Genomic DNA, 17,467 nt, shown 5'->3' with positions numbered 1-17,467 from the left:
GGTCGGGCCCGCCCCTCCTGGTCGGCGTAGGCGGTGCGTGGCCCAAGTACGAGGTGGCCGCCGGCGTGAGCGTAGGCGGCCAGCCAGTCGATGGTCGCGTCGTCGACGAGATACAGCGCAGGGACGACGAGGACCGGGTGGCGTCGCACCGCCTCTTCGGACGTGGTCGCGAGCGGATGTGAGCCGTGCAACTGTCGGGAATGGACGATGCGAACCTGGCGCCCGGCGTCGAAGGCGCCGCGATAAAAGGGGTCGAAAATGCCGTGATAGGCACCCCCGTCGGGGCCTCCGTCGGCTTTGGACAGTGGTGGATACTTCTGCATGAGCCAGTTACTGGTTGTGGAGTACACCATCGTGATGTCGGCGTCCGGCTCGAGTCCCGCGACCACCGAGCCGGCGGCGGCGAGCTCGGCTCCCAGTCGGCAGATTTCGGCGTACGTGCGGCCAGGCTGTCCACTGTGCGGCAGCACGCCGCCCCAGTAGGTTTCGGCGCCGAAGTGGAGCGTGTGCCAGTGCCAGTACTCGATCGCCCGGGCACCGCGGGCGATGAGCGCCCACGCGGCTTGGCGCCACTGGCCGTCGTAGGCCGGCTTGTTTTCCCACGGGGCGCCGATGCCCGTGGCGTTGGTCTCCGTGACGAGAAACGGTTCCTGCCGGGAGGAGAACATCCGGTCCGCGCTCGCGAACACCGCCCACACCCCGGTGCTGAACCAGTGACTCGTGACGTCGCGGTCGGGTAGTGCGAGGCCGTCCTGCATGGCGTAGTACGGGTTGCCGGCCGTGACGTCGAGCCGGTCGGTCAACCGGTCGTCGTCCACTGCCGGGCGGCCGTAGGAGATGCAGGTGGTGACGAACTGGTCCGGGCGGGCGTACTCGCGGACGATGTCGGCCTGCCAGCCGATGAACTCGGTCGTCTGCTGCGCCTGGAATTCCCGCCAGGCGATGTCGTACTGCGGCTGGGCGTTGCCGTCCGGGGCCCACAGGTCGGCCCAGGTGGACAGCCGGTGTGACCAGTAGACCAGGCCCCATTCCCGGTTGAGGGTCTCGACGTCGCCGTAGGTGGCGCGTAGATGGTCGACGAAGCGCTGGAAGACGCCGTGGTTGTGCAGCAGCTCGTTGCCCGGTTCGTTGTCCACCTGGTAGCCGATGACGGCCGGGTGCTGGGCGTAGCGGCCGACGATGCGGCGGATCACCCGCTCGGCGTGGAAGCGGAATGCAGGGTGGGTGAAGTCGACTTCTTGGCGGCCACCCCACGGGATGCGCTGCCCGGTGGCCCGTTCACCGGCGATTTCCGGATAGAGTCGGGCCAGCCATGGTGGTACGGCGTAGGTCGGGGTGCCGAGGATGACCGAGATTCCCCGTTCGTGTGCGCCGTTGAGCACGGGGGCGAGCCACTCGAGGTCGAAGCGGCCGTTGTCCGGCTCCCAGGTCGACCACACCGATTCGCCGACCCGGATGACGGTGAAGTTGGCGTCCGCCATGAGGTCGAGGTCGGTCTTGAGCCGCTCGTAGGGCTGGTACTCGTGGTAGTAAGCGGCGCCGAACAGGACTCGTGCGGGAAGGGCCATCTCCTCAATCCCCCTCGTACTCGAACCAGTCGAAGTGGACGGTGCCGGTCGCGGCGTACATGCCGATCACCCGTCCGGTGAAGCCACCGCCGACCTCGGTCGACAGGTACCGGCCGTCAAGGGTCGCGAGCGGGGTGAAGCCGCCGTCGGGCTCCTCGATGCCCAGCGATATGCTGTCCGGCCCGCTGCGGGCTTCTCTGGGCTCCTGGGTCGCCGCCTGGACAACGACGGTCACCAGACCGAAAGGTACCGACCGGGCCGCGAGCGCCGCACGCACCGGACCGATCCGGGCGAAGACCTCCACCCGTCCGGCTGCCACCTCGATCTCGTAGTGGTGCTGCTCGTCGAGGCGGACAGCCAACCCGCCGCGCCCTTGGCCGGCGTCGACCAGGGCCCGTGCCCGGCAGGACAGGTGCTGCTGGCGGCGCCCGAGGAACGTCACGTCAGGGTCGTCGAGCGATCGTCCCCGGGCACGCAGAGTCAGCCACCCAACTCGCTCCCTGGTGGTGCACGCGGCGACCGGGCGATCCCGCACCGAGATCCAGTGTGGACGTAGGGTGGACTCGTCGAAGTCATCGCGGGCGGGCGCGACGGCGGCCGGCTGGAGCGGCCACGCGGGGGCCGGCATGACGGGCCGGAGCTCGCCGACGACCGGCCAACCATCGACCCACGCCACCGGCACCAGGTACGTCTCACGGCCCAGTACGTGCCAGCCGGGGGTGCCGCCCCGTGGTCGCACGCCCAGCAGCACCATCCACCAGGAATCGTCGGGTGCCTGTACCAGGTCCGCGTGGCCGGTGTTCTGGATCGGATGAGCGATGCCGCGATGGGTAAGGATCGGATTGGTCGGGCACGGCTCGAAGGGGCCCGTGGCTGCCGGCCCACGAGCGATCGAGACCGCGTGGCCGCGCTCGGTGCCGCCTTCGGCGATGAGCAGGTACCAGTAGTCGCCGATCTGGTACAGGTGCGGCGCCTCTGGAGCGCTGGCGCCCGGTGTGCCCGACCAGATGCGGCGTGGTGCACCCAATGACTTCCCGGTGTACGGGTCGATGCGGACCTGCGCGACGCCGGCGACGGTGCACCAGCAGTTGCCCTCGTCGTCCCAGACGAGATCCGGGTCGATGCCGGCCACCCCGGGTAGCCGTACCGGGTCGGACCAGGGTCCGGCCGGATCCGTGGTCGTGAAGAGCAGGTTGCCGTGGTCCGCCACGTTCGTCGTGATCAGCCAGAACTGGCCGTCATGGTGTCGAAGCGTGGGCGCGTAGATTCCGGCGGACGAGGGCATGTCGGCTGGCAGGCGTAGCTGGCTGGGCCGGTCCAAGGCGTTTCCGATCTGCGCCCAGTGCACCAGGTCCCGGCTGTGCAGGATCGGTACGCCCGGGAAGTACTCGAAGCTCGAACATGCGAGGTAGTAGTCCGCCCCCACACGGCAGATGCTCGGATCAGGGTGGAAACCGGGGACGACAGGGTTGGTGATCGTGTCGCCCGACACGTGCGCATGCGACACCCTCATCGGTCCTCCCAGGTGTGACTGCGTACGCGGACGACCACGCGAGAAACTTTTTCTATGTGTGCGCGATAGTTGCCCAGGCTAAGTCAGGCGGCCGACGCCCGTCAACGGTCGTCGAGCGGAGTCAGGCCGGTCAGCTCGACGGCGGCGCGGTGCTCTTCCGGACGACCAGCGTCGTCGCGATCTCGAGACCTACCTGTTGCGGCGTCTCGCCGCGACCGAGGGCCAGCGCCATCTCGGCCGCGGTCACCGCCATCTCGGCCACCGGCTGACGGACGGTGGTCAGCGGCGGATCCGCCCAGGCCACCACCTGCAGGTCATCGAAGCCGACCACGCTCAGGTCGTCGGGGACGCGCAGCCCCGCCTCGCGCACAGCCTGGTAGACACCGAGCGCCTGCATGTCGTTGGACGCGAACATCGCCGTCGGTCGGTCTGACCGGGAGAGCAGGGCGGCCGCCGCGGCATGCCCGTGCTCACGGGTGAGCTCGGCCCGGACCACCAACTCGGGATCGACGGGCCGGCCAGCGGTGTCCATGGCCGCGCGAAATCCGTCCTGGCGGGCGCGGCAGAACAAGGAATCCGGCCCGGTGATCATCGCGACGCGGCGGTGTCCCAGCTCGGCCAGATGCCGGCCGACCGCGCGACCGCCGGACCAGTTGGCAGCGCCCACGAACGGGGTGTCGACCGGAAGGTCGTGGATCGGGTCGACGACGACGAACGGGATACCTTTCGCACGCAGCTCGTCGCGCTCGGCCTCGGGCAGCTGAGAGACGGCCAGGACGCAGTGCGGCCGCCGGGCGACCGTGTCGTCCCAGGCCGGGGAGCCGGTCGAGTCGGCCCGCCCGAACTCCGAGACCATCACGCCGAACCGATGCTCGCGGGCCACCCGTTCCACGCCCCGGATGATCTCCACTGCCCCGATGACGTCCATCTCGCGGAAGACGAGTTGCAGGAGATTGCTGCGGTTGCCCGCGGACGGCTTGCGGTAGCCGTAGGTGTTGACCAACTCCTCGATCCGGGCGCGCGTCTCGGCTGACACCCGCGCCCGGCCATTGATCACCTTCGACACGGTGGGGATCGACACGCCGGCGAGCTCGGCGATGTACGCGATGGTGACGGGCCTGATCCCGTCGTCCGCGCGGCGCTCCTGCTTCACCGCCGGTCCCTCCGAGCTGCCGACCCGCCCCGTCTGGCCATCATGGCTCCATTCCGGTTACCCCAAAGGATCGTGGCAACCGGACGCATCGCGTCGTGTGCCGGTACCGGATCATTCTGCCACCCTCACGTCTCACCTGTTGCCTATGTCACATCGACTCTGCTATGTTTCCCGACACCTTGAGGAAAGTTGTCGAACATGTTACGTCGATGGTCAGTCGAGGGTACGCGTAGCGAGTTTCGAAGCGCTTCAACCCGGCCCGAATGTGAGCGCTAACAACCCCACTCCCCATCTGCCGAGCAACAACCCGCAAGCGGCGGCGCGCGCACGGGTGAGTGCGGGGCACCGTCCCCAGGCAGCGACCGGCACCGCCCAACGACCGCATGGATGGCGGGCACGGGGGGCGCGACCCGCCCGTACGGGCCCACAGACCAGACCAACGATTTCCCGGAGGGAGCTTGTGTGAACCAGTCATTCGATCGGCGGCGCTTTCTGGCCCTTGTGGGCCTGGGTGCGGCCGCGGTCACCGGGAGCGGGGGGCTCGCCGGCTGCACCTCGAAAGGGACCAGCGGCGACGGCGGGACCAACGCAGGGGAACTGTCGAGGGTCCTACCCCGCTACATCCCGAACACATCGGTCAAAGCGGATATCCAAAGCATCACTGGCAAAAACGGTGCAAGCTCCGACCCGATCTTCCTCAAGTACCCGGACAGCCCCGTCACCACAGTCAGCGGAGTGCCGGGCAAGGGCGGCAGCTACACCACGATGACCCCGCTGTGGGGCTCGATCCCGCCCTCGAGCGGAAACCCGTACTACGAGGCGGTCAACCGCGCGCTCGGCGCCACGTTCACGATGCAACCCGCCGACGGCAACACCTACGGCGACAAGCTGCCCCCGCTCTTCGCCGCGGACAAGCTGCCCGACTGGATCCAGATGGCGCCCTGGATGACAACGAAGCTGAACTTCGCCAAGGCGGTCGGGGAGAAGTTCGTCGACCTCTCGCCCTACCTTGCCGGCAACGCCATCGAGGCCTACCCGAACCTCGCGAACATCCCCTCCAGTGCGTGGGCCGCGGGGGTGTGGAACGGCAAGCTCTACGGCTTCCCGGTCTCGTCGACCGGCTTCAACAGCGCCGGCACCTATTTCTACCGCAAGGACATCTTCGACCAGCTCGGCATCGCCGCCGACGGCATCAAGGGCCCGGACGACCTCACCGCCCTCGGCAAGCAACTGACCGACGCGAAGGGCGGCCGCTGGGCCTTCGATGACATGTTCGGCGGCGGCGGAGCCTACGCGGCCCAGATCTTCAAGTTTCCGCTGTCCTGGGACCTCGACTCGGCGGGCAAGCTCATCCACAAGTACGAGACCGAGGGCATGCTCGCGGCGCTCGACTGGCACCAGAAGCTGGTGAAGGCGGGCTACGTCCACCCGGACGCGGTCGCGGGCAACACCGAGACGGACCAGCGGTTCCGCAGCGGCAAGGTCGTGTGCCATGCCGGCGGGGTCGGCGCGTGGAACAGCGACGACGCCGTGTCGGGCACCTCCGCGAACCCCCGTTACAACCGTCAGGCGTTCAAGGCCCTGTCGATAGATGGCCAGCCGGAGGTGGAGATCGGCAGCGGCGCGGGCTGGTTCAGCTATCTGAACAAGAGGCTCAGCGATGACCAGATCAAGGAGTGCCTCGCGGTCGCCAACTACCTCGCCGCACCGTACGGGTCGAAGGAGTGGCTGGCCGTGAACTTCGGCACGGAGGGCGACCTGTACGAGATGAAGGACGGCAACCCGGCGCTGACCGAGAAGGGCAGCAAGTACGTCGCCACCTCGTACCAGTGGCTGGCCAGCCCGCCCTCCGTCGTCGTGCCGAAGGCGGGCTTCGTCCAGGTCGCCAAGGACTTCGGTGCGTGGCAAGCCCAGGCGGTCCAGTACGCGGTGAAGCGGGTCTTTTTCGGAATGAACGTCACCGACCCGGCGCAGTACGCCACCATCGACCAGCCGGTCGTCGACACGATCACGGATGTGCGCTTCGGCCGGAAGACCCTCCAGGACTACAAGAACGCGGTCGAGACGTGGCGGAAGGCGGGCGGCAACGCAATGCGCGACTTCCGGAAAAGCGTCATGGACCGGTACGGCACCGGTCTGAACAGCTGACAGTCGAGTATGGAGTTTGCCGTTGGGTGGGCGGTAGGGCCCCATACCTGCTGAAGTCCACACGAGTGCGAGGGAGGGTCATTGGCCACCGTTGCCGGGGCCGGCGCGGGCGCCCCATCCGAAGTGACAGGTGGCGGCGCCACGTCGGCGAACGCCGCCAAGTCCGCCCGCACGAACCGTCTGACGTGGTGGATGCGTCTCAAGCGCGACCGGTCTCTGCTCATCATGGCGCTGCCCGCCGTTGCGCTGACCATCGTCTTCGCGTACCTGCCGATGTTCGGCGTGATCACCGCGTTCAAGTACTACGACATCTACGACGGGTTTTTGGCGAGCCCATGGATCGGGCTCACGAACTTCGAGCAGCTGTTCAACGACCCCGTGTTCTGGCTGGCGCTCAGGAACACGCTCGTCCTCAGCGCGATCCAGCTCGTCCTCTTCTTCCCCATCCCGATCGCGCTCGCGCTGCTGCTCGACTCCATCATGAGCAGCCGGATCCGCTCGTTCGTGCAGTCGGTGGTCTACCTGCCGCACTTCTTCTCGTGGGTGCTGGTCATCACCATTTTCCAGCAGATGCTCGGTGGCGCGGGCGTGCTGAACCAGATCCTGCGTGACGTGGGGCTGCAGACCTGGGACGTCATGACGGACCCGGGGGCGTTCAAGTACCTCGTCACCGCGCAGGCGGTGTGGAAGGAGGCGGGCTGGGGAATCATCATCTTCCTCGCGGCGCTCGCGGCGATCGACCGGTCGCTCTACGAGGCGGCCGCGGCCGACGGCGCCGGGCGGTGGCGGCGGTTGTGGCACATCACGTTGCCCGGGCTGCGCGGCATCATCGTGCTGCTGCTCGTGCTGCGCCTGGGCAACGCGCTCACCGTTGGCTTTGAGCAGATGCTGATTCAACGCCAGGCGGTAGGTGCCGACGCGTCTGAGGTGCTCGACACGTTCGCCTACCACCGCGGCGTGATCAGCAACGACTTCGGCTTCGGCACAGCGGTGGGACTCTTCAAGGGAGTGGTATCCCTTGTACTGATCCTTGCCGCGAACAAGGTGGCGCACATGTTCGGTGAGGATGGGTTGTACCGGCGATGAGCTCGACAGTTCTGGAACAGGCGGCAAGCCGCCGCAAGCGTCGTACCGACCGGGCCGCGTGGGAGGAGCCACCCACCGCGCTCGGCCAGGCCGGCAAGGGAGCGGCGATCACGCTGGTGCTCGCGGTCGTCCTCATTCCGCTCTGGACGATCGTGGTGACGAGCCTCTCCCCGCAGTCGTCCATCAACAAGGCCGGGGGGCTGGTGGTGGTCCCCGACGGCATCACCTTCGCGGCGTACCGGCGGATCCTCGACAACGAGCTGGTCATGCACTCGCTGTGGGTGAGCATCTGGACCACCGTCGTGGGCACCGTACTGTCGCTCGTCGCCACCATCCTGTGCGCATACGGGCTGGTCTACCCGCGATCGTTCGCGCACCGCACGATCCTCGGCCTGCTCATCGTCACGATGTTCTTCAACGGTGGGCTGATCCCGTTCTTCCTCGTGGTGACCGAGCTCGGCGGGTACAACCAGTACTGGTCGCTCATCGTGCCCGCGTCGATCTCGGTATTCAACATCATCGTGATGCGCGGCTTCTTCGCTAACACCGCTCAGGAACTCATGGACGCCGCGAAGGTCGACGGCGCCGGGCACTGGCGCACCCTGTGGTCGGTGGTGCTGCCGACGTCGAAGCCCGTCGTCGCGGTCATCGCGCTCTTCTACGGCGTCGGCTACTGGAACACCTGGTTCAATGCGCTGCTGTTCCTGCCCGGCAACGACAAGTGGCCACTGCAGATGGTTCTCTACACCTACACCTACCGGGGCAATCCCATGCCCAACACCGGCATGACCGCCACCGGGCAGTACTACGGCCACCAGGAGATCGCTCCGTTGGCGATCCAGATGGCGGTGGTGGTGCTCACCCTCGTCCCGATCCTGGTGGTCTATCCGTTCATCCAACGCCATTTCGCCAAGGGCATGCTGCTGGGGGCCATCAAGGGTTGAGCGCATGCTCCGCAGACTTCACGTGTTTGGTCCTGGTCGCCGCGCGAGTCCAAGGCCGACCTCTCGTAACCATCGCAAAGGAGCACATCATGCAACGACGCACCTTCATCGCATCCGTCGGCGCGGCCGCGGTCGCCGGCGCCCTGCCCGCCCCGGCCTTCGCGAAGACTAGGGCGGGCAGGGACGCCTACGCCTGGAAGAACGCGGTCGTCAACGGCGGCGGCTTCGTGCCGGGCATCATCTTCAACGAGACCGAGCCGAACCTGATATATGCCCGCACCGACGTCGGCGGCGCCTACCGGTGGCAGGAGGACACCCGGACCTGGAAGCAGCTGCTCGACTGGGTCAGCCGCGACAAGTGGGGCTACTACTACGTCGTCTCGATGGCCACCGACCCGGTCGAACCCAACCGCGTCTACGCCGCGGTCGGCGCCTACACCAACGGCTGGGATCCGAACAACGGCGCGGTTCTCTACTCCGACGACTACGGCGAGACCTGGGGCATCGCCGAACTCCCGTTCAAGCAGGGGGGCAACATGCCCGGCCGCGGCATGGGCGAACGCCTCGCCGTCGATCCGTTCGACAACGCGACCGTCTACCTGGGCACACCCAGCGGGAACGGCCTGTGGCGCTCGCGCGACCACGGCCGCACCTGGGCGAGGGTCGAGGCGTTTCCCAACCCTGGCAACTTCGTCGTCGATCCCAACAACGACTACCTCGCCGACAATCAGGGCGTCATTTGGATCGACTTCGACGAGATCGGCGACAAGATCTACGTTGGCGTGGCCGACCCGGACGACCCGTTGTACGTGTCCGGAGACCGCGGCGCGACCTGGCAGCCGGTCGCCGGCGCGGCCGCAGCGCTCGGCACCGCCGATGGGAACCGCACCATTCCCAAGCAGTCCGCTGTGGACGACACCAACGGGTACCTGTACGTCATCACCAGCTGGGACCCCGGCCCCTACAACGGCGGGCCCGCCTCCGGGCGGGGCGGCCGGATCCAGCGCCTGGCGACCCAGACCGGCGAATGGACCGACGTCACCCCCGCCTACAACCCGAGTCGCGCGATCCCCGGCTTCGGCGGAATCACCGTCGACCGCCAGAACCCCCGCACCCTCATGGCGTCCACGTGCAACAACTGGTGGCCCGACGAGATCCTCTACCGCTCCACAGACTCCGGGCAGACCTGGTCGCTCAGCTGGGACTACGCCGAAGGCCAGGACCGCACCGACCGCTTCGTCATGGACAGCACCGACGCCCCGTGGGTGTCGTGGAACGGCACCGACCAGGGGCCGGCGTACGCGGTCAAGCACGGGTGGATGATCGAAGGCCTGGCGATCGACCCGCACAACTCCGACCGCATCATGTGGGGCACCGGCGCCATGATCTGGGGCACCGAGGAACTGACGCGGTGGGACACCCAGGGCAAGCTGATCGGCCAGAACGAGGCCGGGCAGCGGATCGCCCTGCCGATCGAGCGGTTCACGGTCGGGGTACGGGCCAAAGGCGTCGAAGAGACCTGGGTCCGCGACATCGCCGCCCTCGGCGGCACCCTCGTCTCCGCCATGGGCGACGTCAGCGGCTTCGTCCACACCGACCTCAACCGGCCCGAGACGATGCTCCGCCCGGGCTGGGGCGGCAACAGCCTCGACTTCGCCCAGTCCAACCCGAACATCATCGTCGGCAGCGGCGAAGTCAACGCGGACGTGGACAGCCACGTCATCGTCTCCACCGACCGCGGGGAGACCTGGCGGGCCGCCGCGCGGCTCGAAGGCGTCCCGGGCGGCGGCTCCGGCACCGTCGCCATCACCGCCGACGCCTCCGCGCTCCTGTGGTCCCCCACCAACACCGACAAGACCCCGGTCTACAGCACCGACCTCGCCCAGACCTGGAACCCGGTCCAGGGGCTCCCCGCGGGAGCGCGGATCCGGTCCGACCGCGTCAACCCGGCCGTTCTGTACGCCTACTCCGGCGGCAGGTTCTACCGCAGCACCGACAAGGGCCGGACGTTCACCGACACCGGAGCGACCGGCCTGCCCGCAGAAGGCGTCGACGACTTCCGGGTCGCCCCCGGCCGCGCGGGCCACGTCTGGCTCGCCGGCCGCAGCGACAAGGCCGAGGTCGCGACCGGCCTGTGGCGCTCCAAGGACGGCGGCGTGAACTGGACGCGTATCAGTGGGATCGACCTGGCGATCGGGGTCGGTTTCGGCAAGGCCGCCAGGCGATCCGGTTATCCGGCGATCTACACCTCGGCCACGGTCCGCGGCCAGGACGGCATCTTCCGCTCGATCGACGGCGGCAGCACCTGGTACCGCATCAACGACGACGCCCACCAGTGGGCCTTCGCCGGCAGCGCCATCACCGGCGACCCGCTCGTCTACGGCCGCGTCTATCTGTCAGCACGCGGCGTGATCTACGGCGACATCACCCACTGACGAAAGGGAGCCGCCCCCTGCCCTTCCCCTCGTAGCGTGGAGGCCAGAGCTTGAGGGACAGAGGTTCATGACTGAGACGAGACGGCAGTTCGATCCGGAGTTCCGGGCGGGCGCGGTGCGCATAGTGCGGGAGACGGGCAAGTCGATCGCGCAGGTCGCCCGTGACCTGGGGATCAACAGCGGGACCCTGGCCAACTGGGTGAAGAGGGACCGCGAGGCTCGCGGTGGGGCCGCTGCCGGGCAGTTGGCCGAGGACGAGCGGTCGGAGCTGGCCCGGCTGCGGCGGGAAAACGCCGAGTTGGCGATGGAGCGTGATGTCCTCAAGCGATCCGTGGTCCTGTGGGTCAAGGAAGCGACGGGCCGGTGAGCGTGGCCGCTTTCATCGCTTCCCAGAGGACCGAGCATTCCGTGCCGCACGCGTTGGCCTGCCGGGCGTTGGGGGTGTCCGAGTCGTGGTTCTACAAGTGGCGGGACCGCCGCCGACCCGCCGCGGTGACCGGCGTGTCCGGCTGGCGGCGGCGGTCCGGAAGGTGTTCGACGACTCGGGCGGCGCCTACGGCAGCCCTCGTATCGGGATCGAGTTGCGCGAGCAGGGTTGGCGGGTCTCGGACAACACGATCGCGCAGGTCATGGCCGATGCCGGTCTGACCGCCCGGGTCAGGCGTCGCCGCCGGAGCCTGACCCGCCAGGGCACACGTCCGGCCGCGCCGGACCTGGTCAGACGCAAGTTCACCGCGTCGGCGCCGGACCGCGTCTGGTGCGGCGACATGACCGAGATCCGCACCGACGAGGGCAAGCTCTACCTGGCCACTGTCATCGATCTGTACTCGCGTCGGATCCTCGGCTACGCGATGGGCGTCCACCACGACGCCGGGCTGGTCGTCGCCGCGCTGAACATGGCGCCGTCACCCGAGGCGGCACCGTCGACGGGGTGATCTTCCACAGCGACAGAGGCAGCGAGCACTGCTCGACCGAGTTCGCCCAAGCGTGCGCCCGTTGGAAGGGCCCTCCACGATTTCAGGGGATTGACAGACAACTTCCTCCCCCACGGCCATCAGATTATGGTCAAGAAGCTCCAGAAAGCGGGGGTGGCTCAGCCCGGCGGCCGGGCGGCGGTGAGGAGCCGGGGCGCCTGGATGTGGGTGAACGCCTTGGCCACCTTGGAGGTGGGCAGCTGTTCCTGACGTAGCTCGTGGATCGTCTTCTCGCCCGAGTCAACGACCGCGATGTGGCCGTCACGCCAGACCATATAGTTGTTCGTGTCCAGCACGATCTTGCCGGCCAACTCGTCGACCGGCATGTCGTTTACCACCTTGAGGGGCACGGCCACGACGGCGAAGTCGCCGGCCGCCGCGGCGTCGGCGGCGGAGGCGGCGTGGGCCGCCGGGCCGAGTTCGGCGATCAGGCCGGCCAGCGTCTCGGGCTCCCGCGAGTTGGCGATGACCACCCGGTAGCCGCTGGCGAGGGCGGCGCGGGCGATCTGGCTGCCAACCTCGCCCGCGCCGATGATCCCGATCGTCGTCACCGGACGCCCGACGACCCGGCGGTCAGCTGCCGAAGCAGTTCGGACGAGTCGTGCAGCGCCGTCATGTGCACGAAACGGCCGTTGGCGACCCGGTAGATGGCGTACTCGACGATCTTGAACGAAGTGCCGGACGGCGGCACGCCGAGCCACTCCTTCCTCGGGGTGCCGGTGTTGATCGCGCGGACGGCTATCCGGTCCCGGTCGAACAGCAGTTCCTCAACCTCCCAGTGCAGGTCGGGAACCGCCTCGATGTCCTCCTTCTGCACGGTGACAACGTCGTCCCGGGCGCCGGGTTCGCCGTTCAACAGCACCCGGTCGGCGATGAACTCGTCCATGCCGTCGAACTCGTGGGCGTTGAGCGCCGCGACGTAGCGCAGATACCAGTTCCGTAGTTCCTCTTCGGTTGCCATGCCTACCATTCCAACTTTCCGAATTCATCCTGGAAGGTCCCGGTCGGACCGTCCGCGTTCAGGGTCGCCAGGTACACGACGGTCTTGGCACTCTCAGCCGGCGGCCGCCCGCCGCCAAGGCCGGCCGTCATGTCCGTAGCGGTGAAGCCGGGCTCGATCGCGTTGAACTTGATGCCCGGGTGGGACTTGGCGTACTGGACGGTGAGCATCGTGGCGGCCGACTTGGAGGCCGAGTAGAGCGCAGCCGACAGGTTGAACTCCGGCCGGTCCGGGTTCGTCACCGCCCAGAACGACCCCATGCTGCTCGATATGTTGACGACCGTGGGGTTCGCGGACTTCCGCAGCAGGGGTAGCGCTGCTTCCGTGACCCGGACGATGCCCACCGCGTTGGTGTCGAACACGCGCAGGGCGGTCGACCCGTCGACTTCACCGAACCCGCCGATGCCCGCGTTGTTCACCAGAACGTCGAGCCGGCCCTCGGCCGAATCCACGGACGCCAGCGCGTCGCGCACCGATGCGTCGTCGGTGACGTCGAGCTGCACGAATCGGGCGCCCAGCGTTTCCGCGGCTGTCTTGCCGCGATGCGCGTCGCGGGCGCCGATGTAGACCGTGTGGCCCAGCTCGACGAGCTGTCTCGCTGTCTCAAAGCCGAGCCCCCGGTTTGCCCCGGTTACCAAGGTGACGGTCATCGGTCTCCCCTTTTTTGTACTGATCGGTTCCCGTTCACTGTAACGGATTTTGTACCGACCGGTTGGTGAGCTGGGTCACGATCTGTACCGAGCGGTATAGTAGGTTCGTGAGCATGTCAACCCTGGGACGGCCGCGGGCCTTCGACGAGGAGGCGGTCCTCGACCGAGCCGCTTCGGTCTTCTGGCGGCACGGGTACGAAGGCGCGTCTCTGAGCACCCTCACCGCTGCGATGGGCATCAACCGGCCGAGCCTGTACGCCACGTTCGGGAGCAAAGAGGAACTCTTCCAGCGCGCCTTCGCCCGCTACCACGAGACCCAGGTGACCGCCGCCCGCGCCGCGCTCGCCCAGCCCACCGCGTACGCCGCTATCGAGGCCTTCCTGCGCTCCAGCGCCGACAGCCTCACCACCGGCGACCACCCGCCGGGTTGCCTCTCCATCCAGGGCGGCCTGGCCTGCTCGCCGCAGAACGCCCGCGTCTCGGAGATCCTGGCCGCCGGCCGGGCCGCCACCGAGGCGGCGATCGAGGAACGACTGTCCCGGGCAGCGACCGAGGGAGATCTGCCGGCCGGGGTGGACGCACGGGCGCTGGCCCGGTTCGTGATGGCGCTGAGCGAGGGCCACGCGGTGCACGCCGCGGCCGGCACTAACCGCAAGGAGCTCCATGCCTCCATCGACGTAGCCCTGCGAGCTGTCCTGCCGCAGACGCTTATTTGATCAGTAACTCAAACTGTTTGTGATCGTTTGGGGTATATGGGTGTTACGGTGCGGGATGCACGTCGATTTTCTCCTGCTGCGCAAGAGGATCTGCGGTGGCGGGCGGTCGCGGCGTACAGGCCGGGCATACGCAGGCGTCGGTCGCGACCGTACGGGGTGTGACGCCGCAGGCGGTCTCGAAGTGGGTCAACGCGGTACGCCGTAACGGTAGGGCGTTGAAGGCCGGTATACGAGGTCGGCGTCCGGGTGAGCAGAAGGTCCTGGATCCGAGGCAGGAGGCCCGCCTGCGGCGGGCGGTGCTGGGTGAGTTTCCGGATTCTCGGATGAGGTGGCGTCGCCGGGTCTGGTGTGGACCCGTCGCAGGTGCGTCAGTTGGTACGGGACTGGTTGGGGATCGGGCTGTCGCTGGTCACGATCGGGAAGTATTTGCGGTCGTGGGGGTTGTCGCCGCAGAAACCGATCCGCCGCGTACGAGCAGAACTTGGCTGCGGTGGCCCGGTGGCTGGCCGAGGAGTACCCGGCCATCGAGGCGAAGGCACAGCGGGAGAAGGCGCTCATCTTGTGGCTGGACCAGACTGGGCTGCGCTCGGACGCCAGTGTGGCTACCGGGTGGGCGCCGGTCGGCAAGCCGCCGGTGGTCCCGAAGACCGGCAAGCGGTTCGGGGTCAACGTGATGGCCACGATCAGTGAGCCGTTTCAACCTCGCTTTGCGGTCGCGCCGGTGGGTTGGGTGCGGCAGCGGGTTGATCCAGGTTGAGGAGGGCTCAGGGCGCGGTCTTTGTGGTCTGGCGGTCCGTTTTCGCTTCGCGGCGCGTTCGTCCGGCGTGGATGACTGCGGTGGCTGCGAGTGTGACCAGGACGGTGCTGGTCAGGGCGGCGATGTGGATGCCGGTCAGGTAGGCGTCCCGTGATGCTTGGTCGGCGCCGACGGTGAGCGTGTGGGTTTCCGGTGTGTGGGAGCGGTAGACCACGGTGATGATGCTGCCGAGCACTGCGACGCCAAGCGCGCCGCCGAGTTGCGGGGCGGCGGAGGCCATCGCGGCTGCGGTGCCGGCCCGGTCGGGGGGTGCGGCGCCGATGGCGAGGTTGGTGGAGAGGGCCATCATCGGGCCGAGGCCGGCGCTGATGACGATCGCGCCGCCAACCACGGTGGCGAGTGAGCCAGCGTTGGCGAGGATGAGGTAGCCGGTGGCGGATATTAGCAGGCCGACGCCGATGATGTAGGCCGCCGGGGTCCGTCGGGCCAGCCGGGGCGCGGCCAGCGAGCCGCCGATCACCCCGACGGCGGATGGAGCGGTCCATAGCCCGGCCTCCAGTGGCGTCAGCCCGCGTATCAGCTGCAGGTACTGGGCGACGGCGAGGTTCGATGCCCACAGCACGCCGATGCCCAGGGCCAGCGTGGCGATCGATGTCCGGATCACTGGCACCGTGAACAGCCGCAGGTCGACGAATGGGTCGGGGCGGCGCTGCCGGCGGAGGAATCCGGCCGCGGCGGCAGCCCCGGCGGCGATCGCGGCCGCAGCGGCGACGTCCGGGCCGCCGGCGGCGATCCGCTTGAGGCCGTACACGACGGGTAGTACGGCGGCAAGCGACAGCAACGCGCTGACCACGTCAAGCCTGCCGGTGGTCGACCTCGGCAGATCGGGCAGCAGGAAAGGCCCGACGACCAGCAGGAGGGCCATGACGGGTACGGCGATCAGGAACGCCGACCCCCACCAGGCGTTGTCCAGCAGCCACCCGCCGACCAGTGGTCCGATCGCTGTGCCTGCCGACACGCTGGCCACGATCACGCCGATCGCGGTCGCGCGACGGCGGGCGTCCGGAAAGATCGCCGCTGCCAACGCGAGCGTGGACGGCATCAGGGTGGACGCGGCCAGACCCATCAGGGCGCGCGCCGATCAGCGCGTTCGCCGTCGGCGCATACGCGGCGACCGCGCTGGCGATGCCGTACGCCGCCGAGCCGGCCAGCAACATGCGCCGGCGACCGATCCGATCGCCCCATACCCCCATGGCGATCAACGACCCGGCCAGGAGGAACGCGTAGACGTCCACGATCCACAGCAGCTGGGTGCTGGACGCGCCAAGGTCGGCGCCGATAGCGGCAGGGCAAGGTGGGTGACGGTCAGCTCCAGGGAGGCCAGCAACGCAGGCAGCGCCAGCGCCGCCAGCGCCGGCCAGGCCCGCCGCGGGGACGTGATGGTCATACCGCTGAAGTCTTCAACCTCAACCAATGTTGAGGTCAAGGGTACGGTGGTCTGATGAAACCACCTCCCGACGCCACCGAACTCACCGCCGGCCAGCTCGCCGCCCGGGCAGGCGTGGCCGTCAGCGTCGTGCACTTCTACGAGGCCAAGGGTTTGATCCACAGTCGCCGGACGTCGGGCAACCAGCGCCGGTACGCCCGCGAATCGCTGCGCCGGCTCGCCGTGATCCGGGTCGCACAACGGGTCGGGATCCCGCTGCGGATGGTCGCCGATGCGCTGGCCACGCTGCCGGACAGCCGGACGCCGACCCGCGAGGACTGGGCCCGGCTGGCGGCAGGCTGGCGGGCGCAGCTCGACGCCCGCATCGACCAGCTGACCCGTCTTCGTGACCGGCTCACCGACTGCATCGGCTGCGGGTGCCTGTCGGTCGACCGATGCGCGTTGCGCAACCCAGACGACCGGCTCGGCGACATCGGCACCGGCCCCCGGCGGCTGCTGTCGCGATACGCCGCAAACGACCAGTGAGCCGCCTCCTGGCTGTCTCTGGATCGATGATCGCGGGTTGAGGGCGGCGAGCAGGTTCGTGGTGCCGGTGTATGTGACACTCATGTCGACGCAGGACCTCTATGAAGTTGATCTGTGTGGAAGGACCACTTCGTATCGAGGTTCTGCGCGTCTTCTCTTCGTACCGGCCTTGATCTGGCGCGTTCCGCGCCTTCCCGGCATTCCAGACAGCTACCGACTGCTACCACCCGCTTGCGCCGAATGGCTCACTGCCTCGACCTCGACGAGCAGCGGGCGTACTTCGTCGAGACAGCCCCGGCTGTCGACCTGACCCGGTGCCGTTCGTCTACCTCGCCCAGTACCGGCACGCCCGGCAGCTGTTCACCGTGCCGTTCGACACCCTGCGCCGGCTGGGCGAGGAGGTGCCGGACACAGGCGGGCACCCTGCTGTCCCGGGGCCAGCCGTCGACGGGCCGGGGCGGCGGCTCTGCGGGACGAGGACTACGCGCAGGCCCGCGCCGTCCTCGCCGAACACCCGACCATCACCGCGCCCGACTTCACCATGCCCGACC

The 17,467-nt window shown here is 68.3% G+C and carries 16 protein-coding genes and 2 pseudogenes; 11 read left to right on the top strand and 7 right to left on the bottom strand.

The features are described 5' to 3' along the window. From E1258_RS17975 to E1258_RS17965, 3 genes are all read right to left on the bottom strand, one after another. Window positions 1–1,568, bottom strand: a 1,568-nt coding sequence (locus E1258_RS17975; RefSeq protein ID WP_132402483.1) for an alpha-amylase family protein, incomplete at its 3' end; no start/stop codon positions are given. Between the two features lie 4 nt (window positions 1,569–1,572). Beyond that, entirely contained in the window at window positions 1,573–3,081 is a 1,509-nt protein-coding gene (locus E1258_RS17970; RefSeq protein ID WP_132402480.1) for a glycoside hydrolase family 43 protein, read from the bottom strand. A gap of 130 nt (window positions 3,082–3,211) precedes the next feature. Next, complete coding sequence (locus E1258_RS17965) at window positions 3,212–4,234, bottom strand: LacI family DNA-binding transcriptional regulator (RefSeq protein WP_132402477.1); 1,023 nt, start codon at window positions 4,232–4,234, stop codon at window positions 3,212–3,214. 387 nt (window positions 4,235–4,621) lie between these two features. Here E1258_RS17965 and E1258_RS17960 point away from each other — a divergent pair, with 387 nt between their 5' ends. The 6 genes from E1258_RS17960 to E1258_RS17935 all read left to right on the top strand — a co-directional run bounded on the left by E1258_RS17960 (window position 4,622) and on the right by E1258_RS17935 (window position 11,782). Further along, window positions 4,622–6,382, top strand: a complete 1,761-nt coding sequence (locus tag E1258_RS17960) for a sugar ABC transporter substrate-binding protein (protein WP_132402474.1) — start codon at window positions 4,622–4,624, stop codon at window positions 6,380–6,382. Between the two features lie 81 nt (window positions 6,383–6,463). Beyond that, window positions 6,464–7,468, top strand: coding sequence for a sugar ABC transporter permease (locus tag E1258_RS17955; RefSeq protein ID WP_243715527.1), 1,005 nt, complete (start codon window positions 6,464–6,466; stop codon window positions 7,466–7,468). Then, window positions 7,465–8,412, top strand: coding sequence for a carbohydrate ABC transporter permease (locus E1258_RS17950; RefSeq protein WP_132402471.1), 948 nt, complete (start codon window positions 7,465–7,467; stop codon window positions 8,410–8,412). The genes E1258_RS17955 and E1258_RS17950 overlap by 4 nt, the downstream gene beginning before the upstream one ends. An 89-nt stretch (window positions 8,413–8,501) precedes the next feature. Beyond that, window positions 8,502–10,847, top strand: a complete 2,346-nt coding sequence (locus E1258_RS17945; protein WP_132402468.1) for a sialidase family protein — start codon at window positions 8,502–8,504, stop codon at window positions 10,845–10,847. Between the two features lie 67 nt (window positions 10,848–10,914). Beyond that, window positions 10,915–11,214 (top strand): transposase, encoded by a 300-nt coding sequence (locus tag E1258_RS17940; protein ID WP_132402465.1) that lies wholly within the window; start codon window positions 10,915–10,917, stop codon window positions 11,212–11,214. A gap of 97 nt (window positions 11,215–11,311) precedes the next feature. Further along, window positions 11,312–11,782: an IS3 family transposase gene (locus E1258_RS17935; protein WP_165949818.1), complete on the top strand. Its 471-nt coding sequence runs from the start codon at window positions 11,312–11,314 to the stop codon at window positions 11,780–11,782. A 158-nt stretch (window positions 11,783–11,940) separates the two neighbouring features. Here E1258_RS17935 and E1258_RS17930 read toward each other — a convergent pair whose 3' ends face one another. From E1258_RS17930 to E1258_RS17920, 3 genes are read right to left on the bottom strand one after another with little or no spacing between them, the layout of a single operon-like run. Further along, window positions 11,941–12,372, bottom strand: coding sequence for an NADPH-dependent F420 reductase (locus E1258_RS17930; protein WP_243715526.1), 432 nt, complete (start codon window positions 12,370–12,372; stop codon window positions 11,941–11,943). Then, window positions 12,369–12,782, bottom strand: a complete 414-nt coding sequence (locus tag E1258_RS17925; protein WP_132402459.1) for an ester cyclase — start codon at window positions 12,780–12,782, stop codon at window positions 12,369–12,371. Before E1258_RS17925 ends, E1258_RS17930 begins: the two co-directional genes overlap by 4 nt. A gap of 2 nt (window positions 12,783–12,784) precedes the next feature. After that, a complete protein-coding gene (locus E1258_RS17920) occupies window positions 12,785–13,471 on the bottom strand; it encodes an SDR family NAD(P)-dependent oxidoreductase (protein ID WP_132402456.1) in 687 nt (228 codons plus the stop codon). Window positions 13,472–13,584: 113 nt separating this feature from the next. On the opposite strand from E1258_RS17920, the gene E1258_RS17915 reads away from it, so the two are divergent. The 3 genes and pseudogenes from E1258_RS17915 to E1258_RS34925 all read left to right on the top strand — a co-directional run bounded on the left by E1258_RS17915 (window position 13,585) and on the right by E1258_RS34925 (window position 14,944). Then, window positions 13,585–14,187 (top strand): TetR/AcrR family transcriptional regulator, encoded by a 603-nt coding sequence (locus tag E1258_RS17915; protein WP_132402486.1) that lies wholly within the window; start codon window positions 13,585–13,587, stop codon window positions 14,185–14,187. A 348-nt stretch (window positions 14,188–14,535) separates the two neighbouring features. After that, a pseudogene (locus E1258_RS35920) lies at window positions 14,536–14,604 on the top strand (hypothetical protein); the annotation flags it as partial. 64 nt (window positions 14,605–14,668) lie between these two features. Then, a complete protein-coding gene (locus tag E1258_RS34925; RefSeq protein ID WP_243715525.1) occupies window positions 14,669–14,944 on the top strand; it encodes a hypothetical protein in 276 nt (91 codons plus the stop codon). Window positions 14,945–14,951: 7 nt separating this feature from the next. Here E1258_RS34925 and E1258_RS34920 read toward each other — a convergent pair. Continuing rightward, a pseudogene (locus E1258_RS34920) lies at window positions 14,952–16,239 on the bottom strand (MFS transporter). Window positions 16,240–16,445: 206 nt separating this feature from the next. Between E1258_RS34920 and soxR the strand changes: the two are divergent. Beyond that, entirely contained in the window at window positions 16,446–16,916 is a 471-nt protein-coding gene (gene soxR / locus E1258_RS17900) for a redox-sensitive transcriptional activator SoxR (protein WP_207919607.1), read from the top strand. Window positions 16,917–17,230: 314 nt separating this feature from the next. Then, window positions 17,231–17,467, top strand: a 237-nt coding sequence (locus tag E1258_RS33970) for a hypothetical protein (protein ID WP_207919606.1), incomplete at its 3' end; no start/stop codon positions are given.

Source organism: Micromonospora sp. KC207, from assembly GCF_004348615.1.
Lineage (GTDB): Bacteria > Actinomycetota > Actinomycetes > Mycobacteriales > Micromonosporaceae > Micromonospora.
Note: the sequence above shows the minus strand (reverse complement) of the source record. Positions and strands in the feature narration are given on the sequence as shown.

What these genes read in the sequence shown, in the direction of transcription:
- E1258_RS17970 (WP_132402480.1), bottom strand. Translation starts at nt 3,081, where the DNA reads ATGAGGGTGTCGCATGCGCACGTGTCGGGCGACACGATCACCAACCCT.
- E1258_RS17960 (WP_132402474.1), top strand. Translation starts at nt 4,622, where the DNA reads ATGGCGGGCACGGGGGGCGCGACCCGCCCGTACGGGCCCACAGACCAG.
- E1258_RS17950 (WP_132402471.1), top strand. Translation starts at nt 7,465, where the DNA reads ATGAGCTCGACAGTTCTGGAACAGGCGGCAAGCCGCCGCAAGCGTCGT.
- E1258_RS17945 (WP_132402468.1), top strand. Translation starts at nt 8,502, where the DNA reads ATGCAACGACGCACCTTCATCGCATCCGTCGGCGCGGCCGCGGTCGCC.
- E1258_RS17940 (WP_132402465.1), top strand. Translation starts at nt 10,915, where the DNA reads ATGACTGAGACGAGACGGCAGTTCGATCCGGAGTTCCGGGCGGGCGCG.
- E1258_RS17925 (WP_132402459.1), bottom strand. Translation starts at nt 12,782, where the DNA reads ATGGCAACCGAAGAGGAACTACGGAACTGGTATCTGCGCTACGTCGCG.
- E1258_RS17920 (WP_132402456.1), bottom strand. Translation starts at nt 13,471, where the DNA reads ATGACCGTCACCTTGGTAACCGGGGCAAACCGGGGGCTCGGCTTTGAG.
- E1258_RS17915 (WP_132402486.1), top strand. Translation starts at nt 13,585, where the DNA reads ATGTCAACCCTGGGACGGCCGCGGGCCTTCGACGAGGAGGCGGTCCTC.
- soxR (WP_207919607.1), top strand. Translation starts at nt 16,446, where the DNA reads ATGAAACCACCTCCCGACGCCACCGAACTCACCGCCGGCCAGCTCGCC.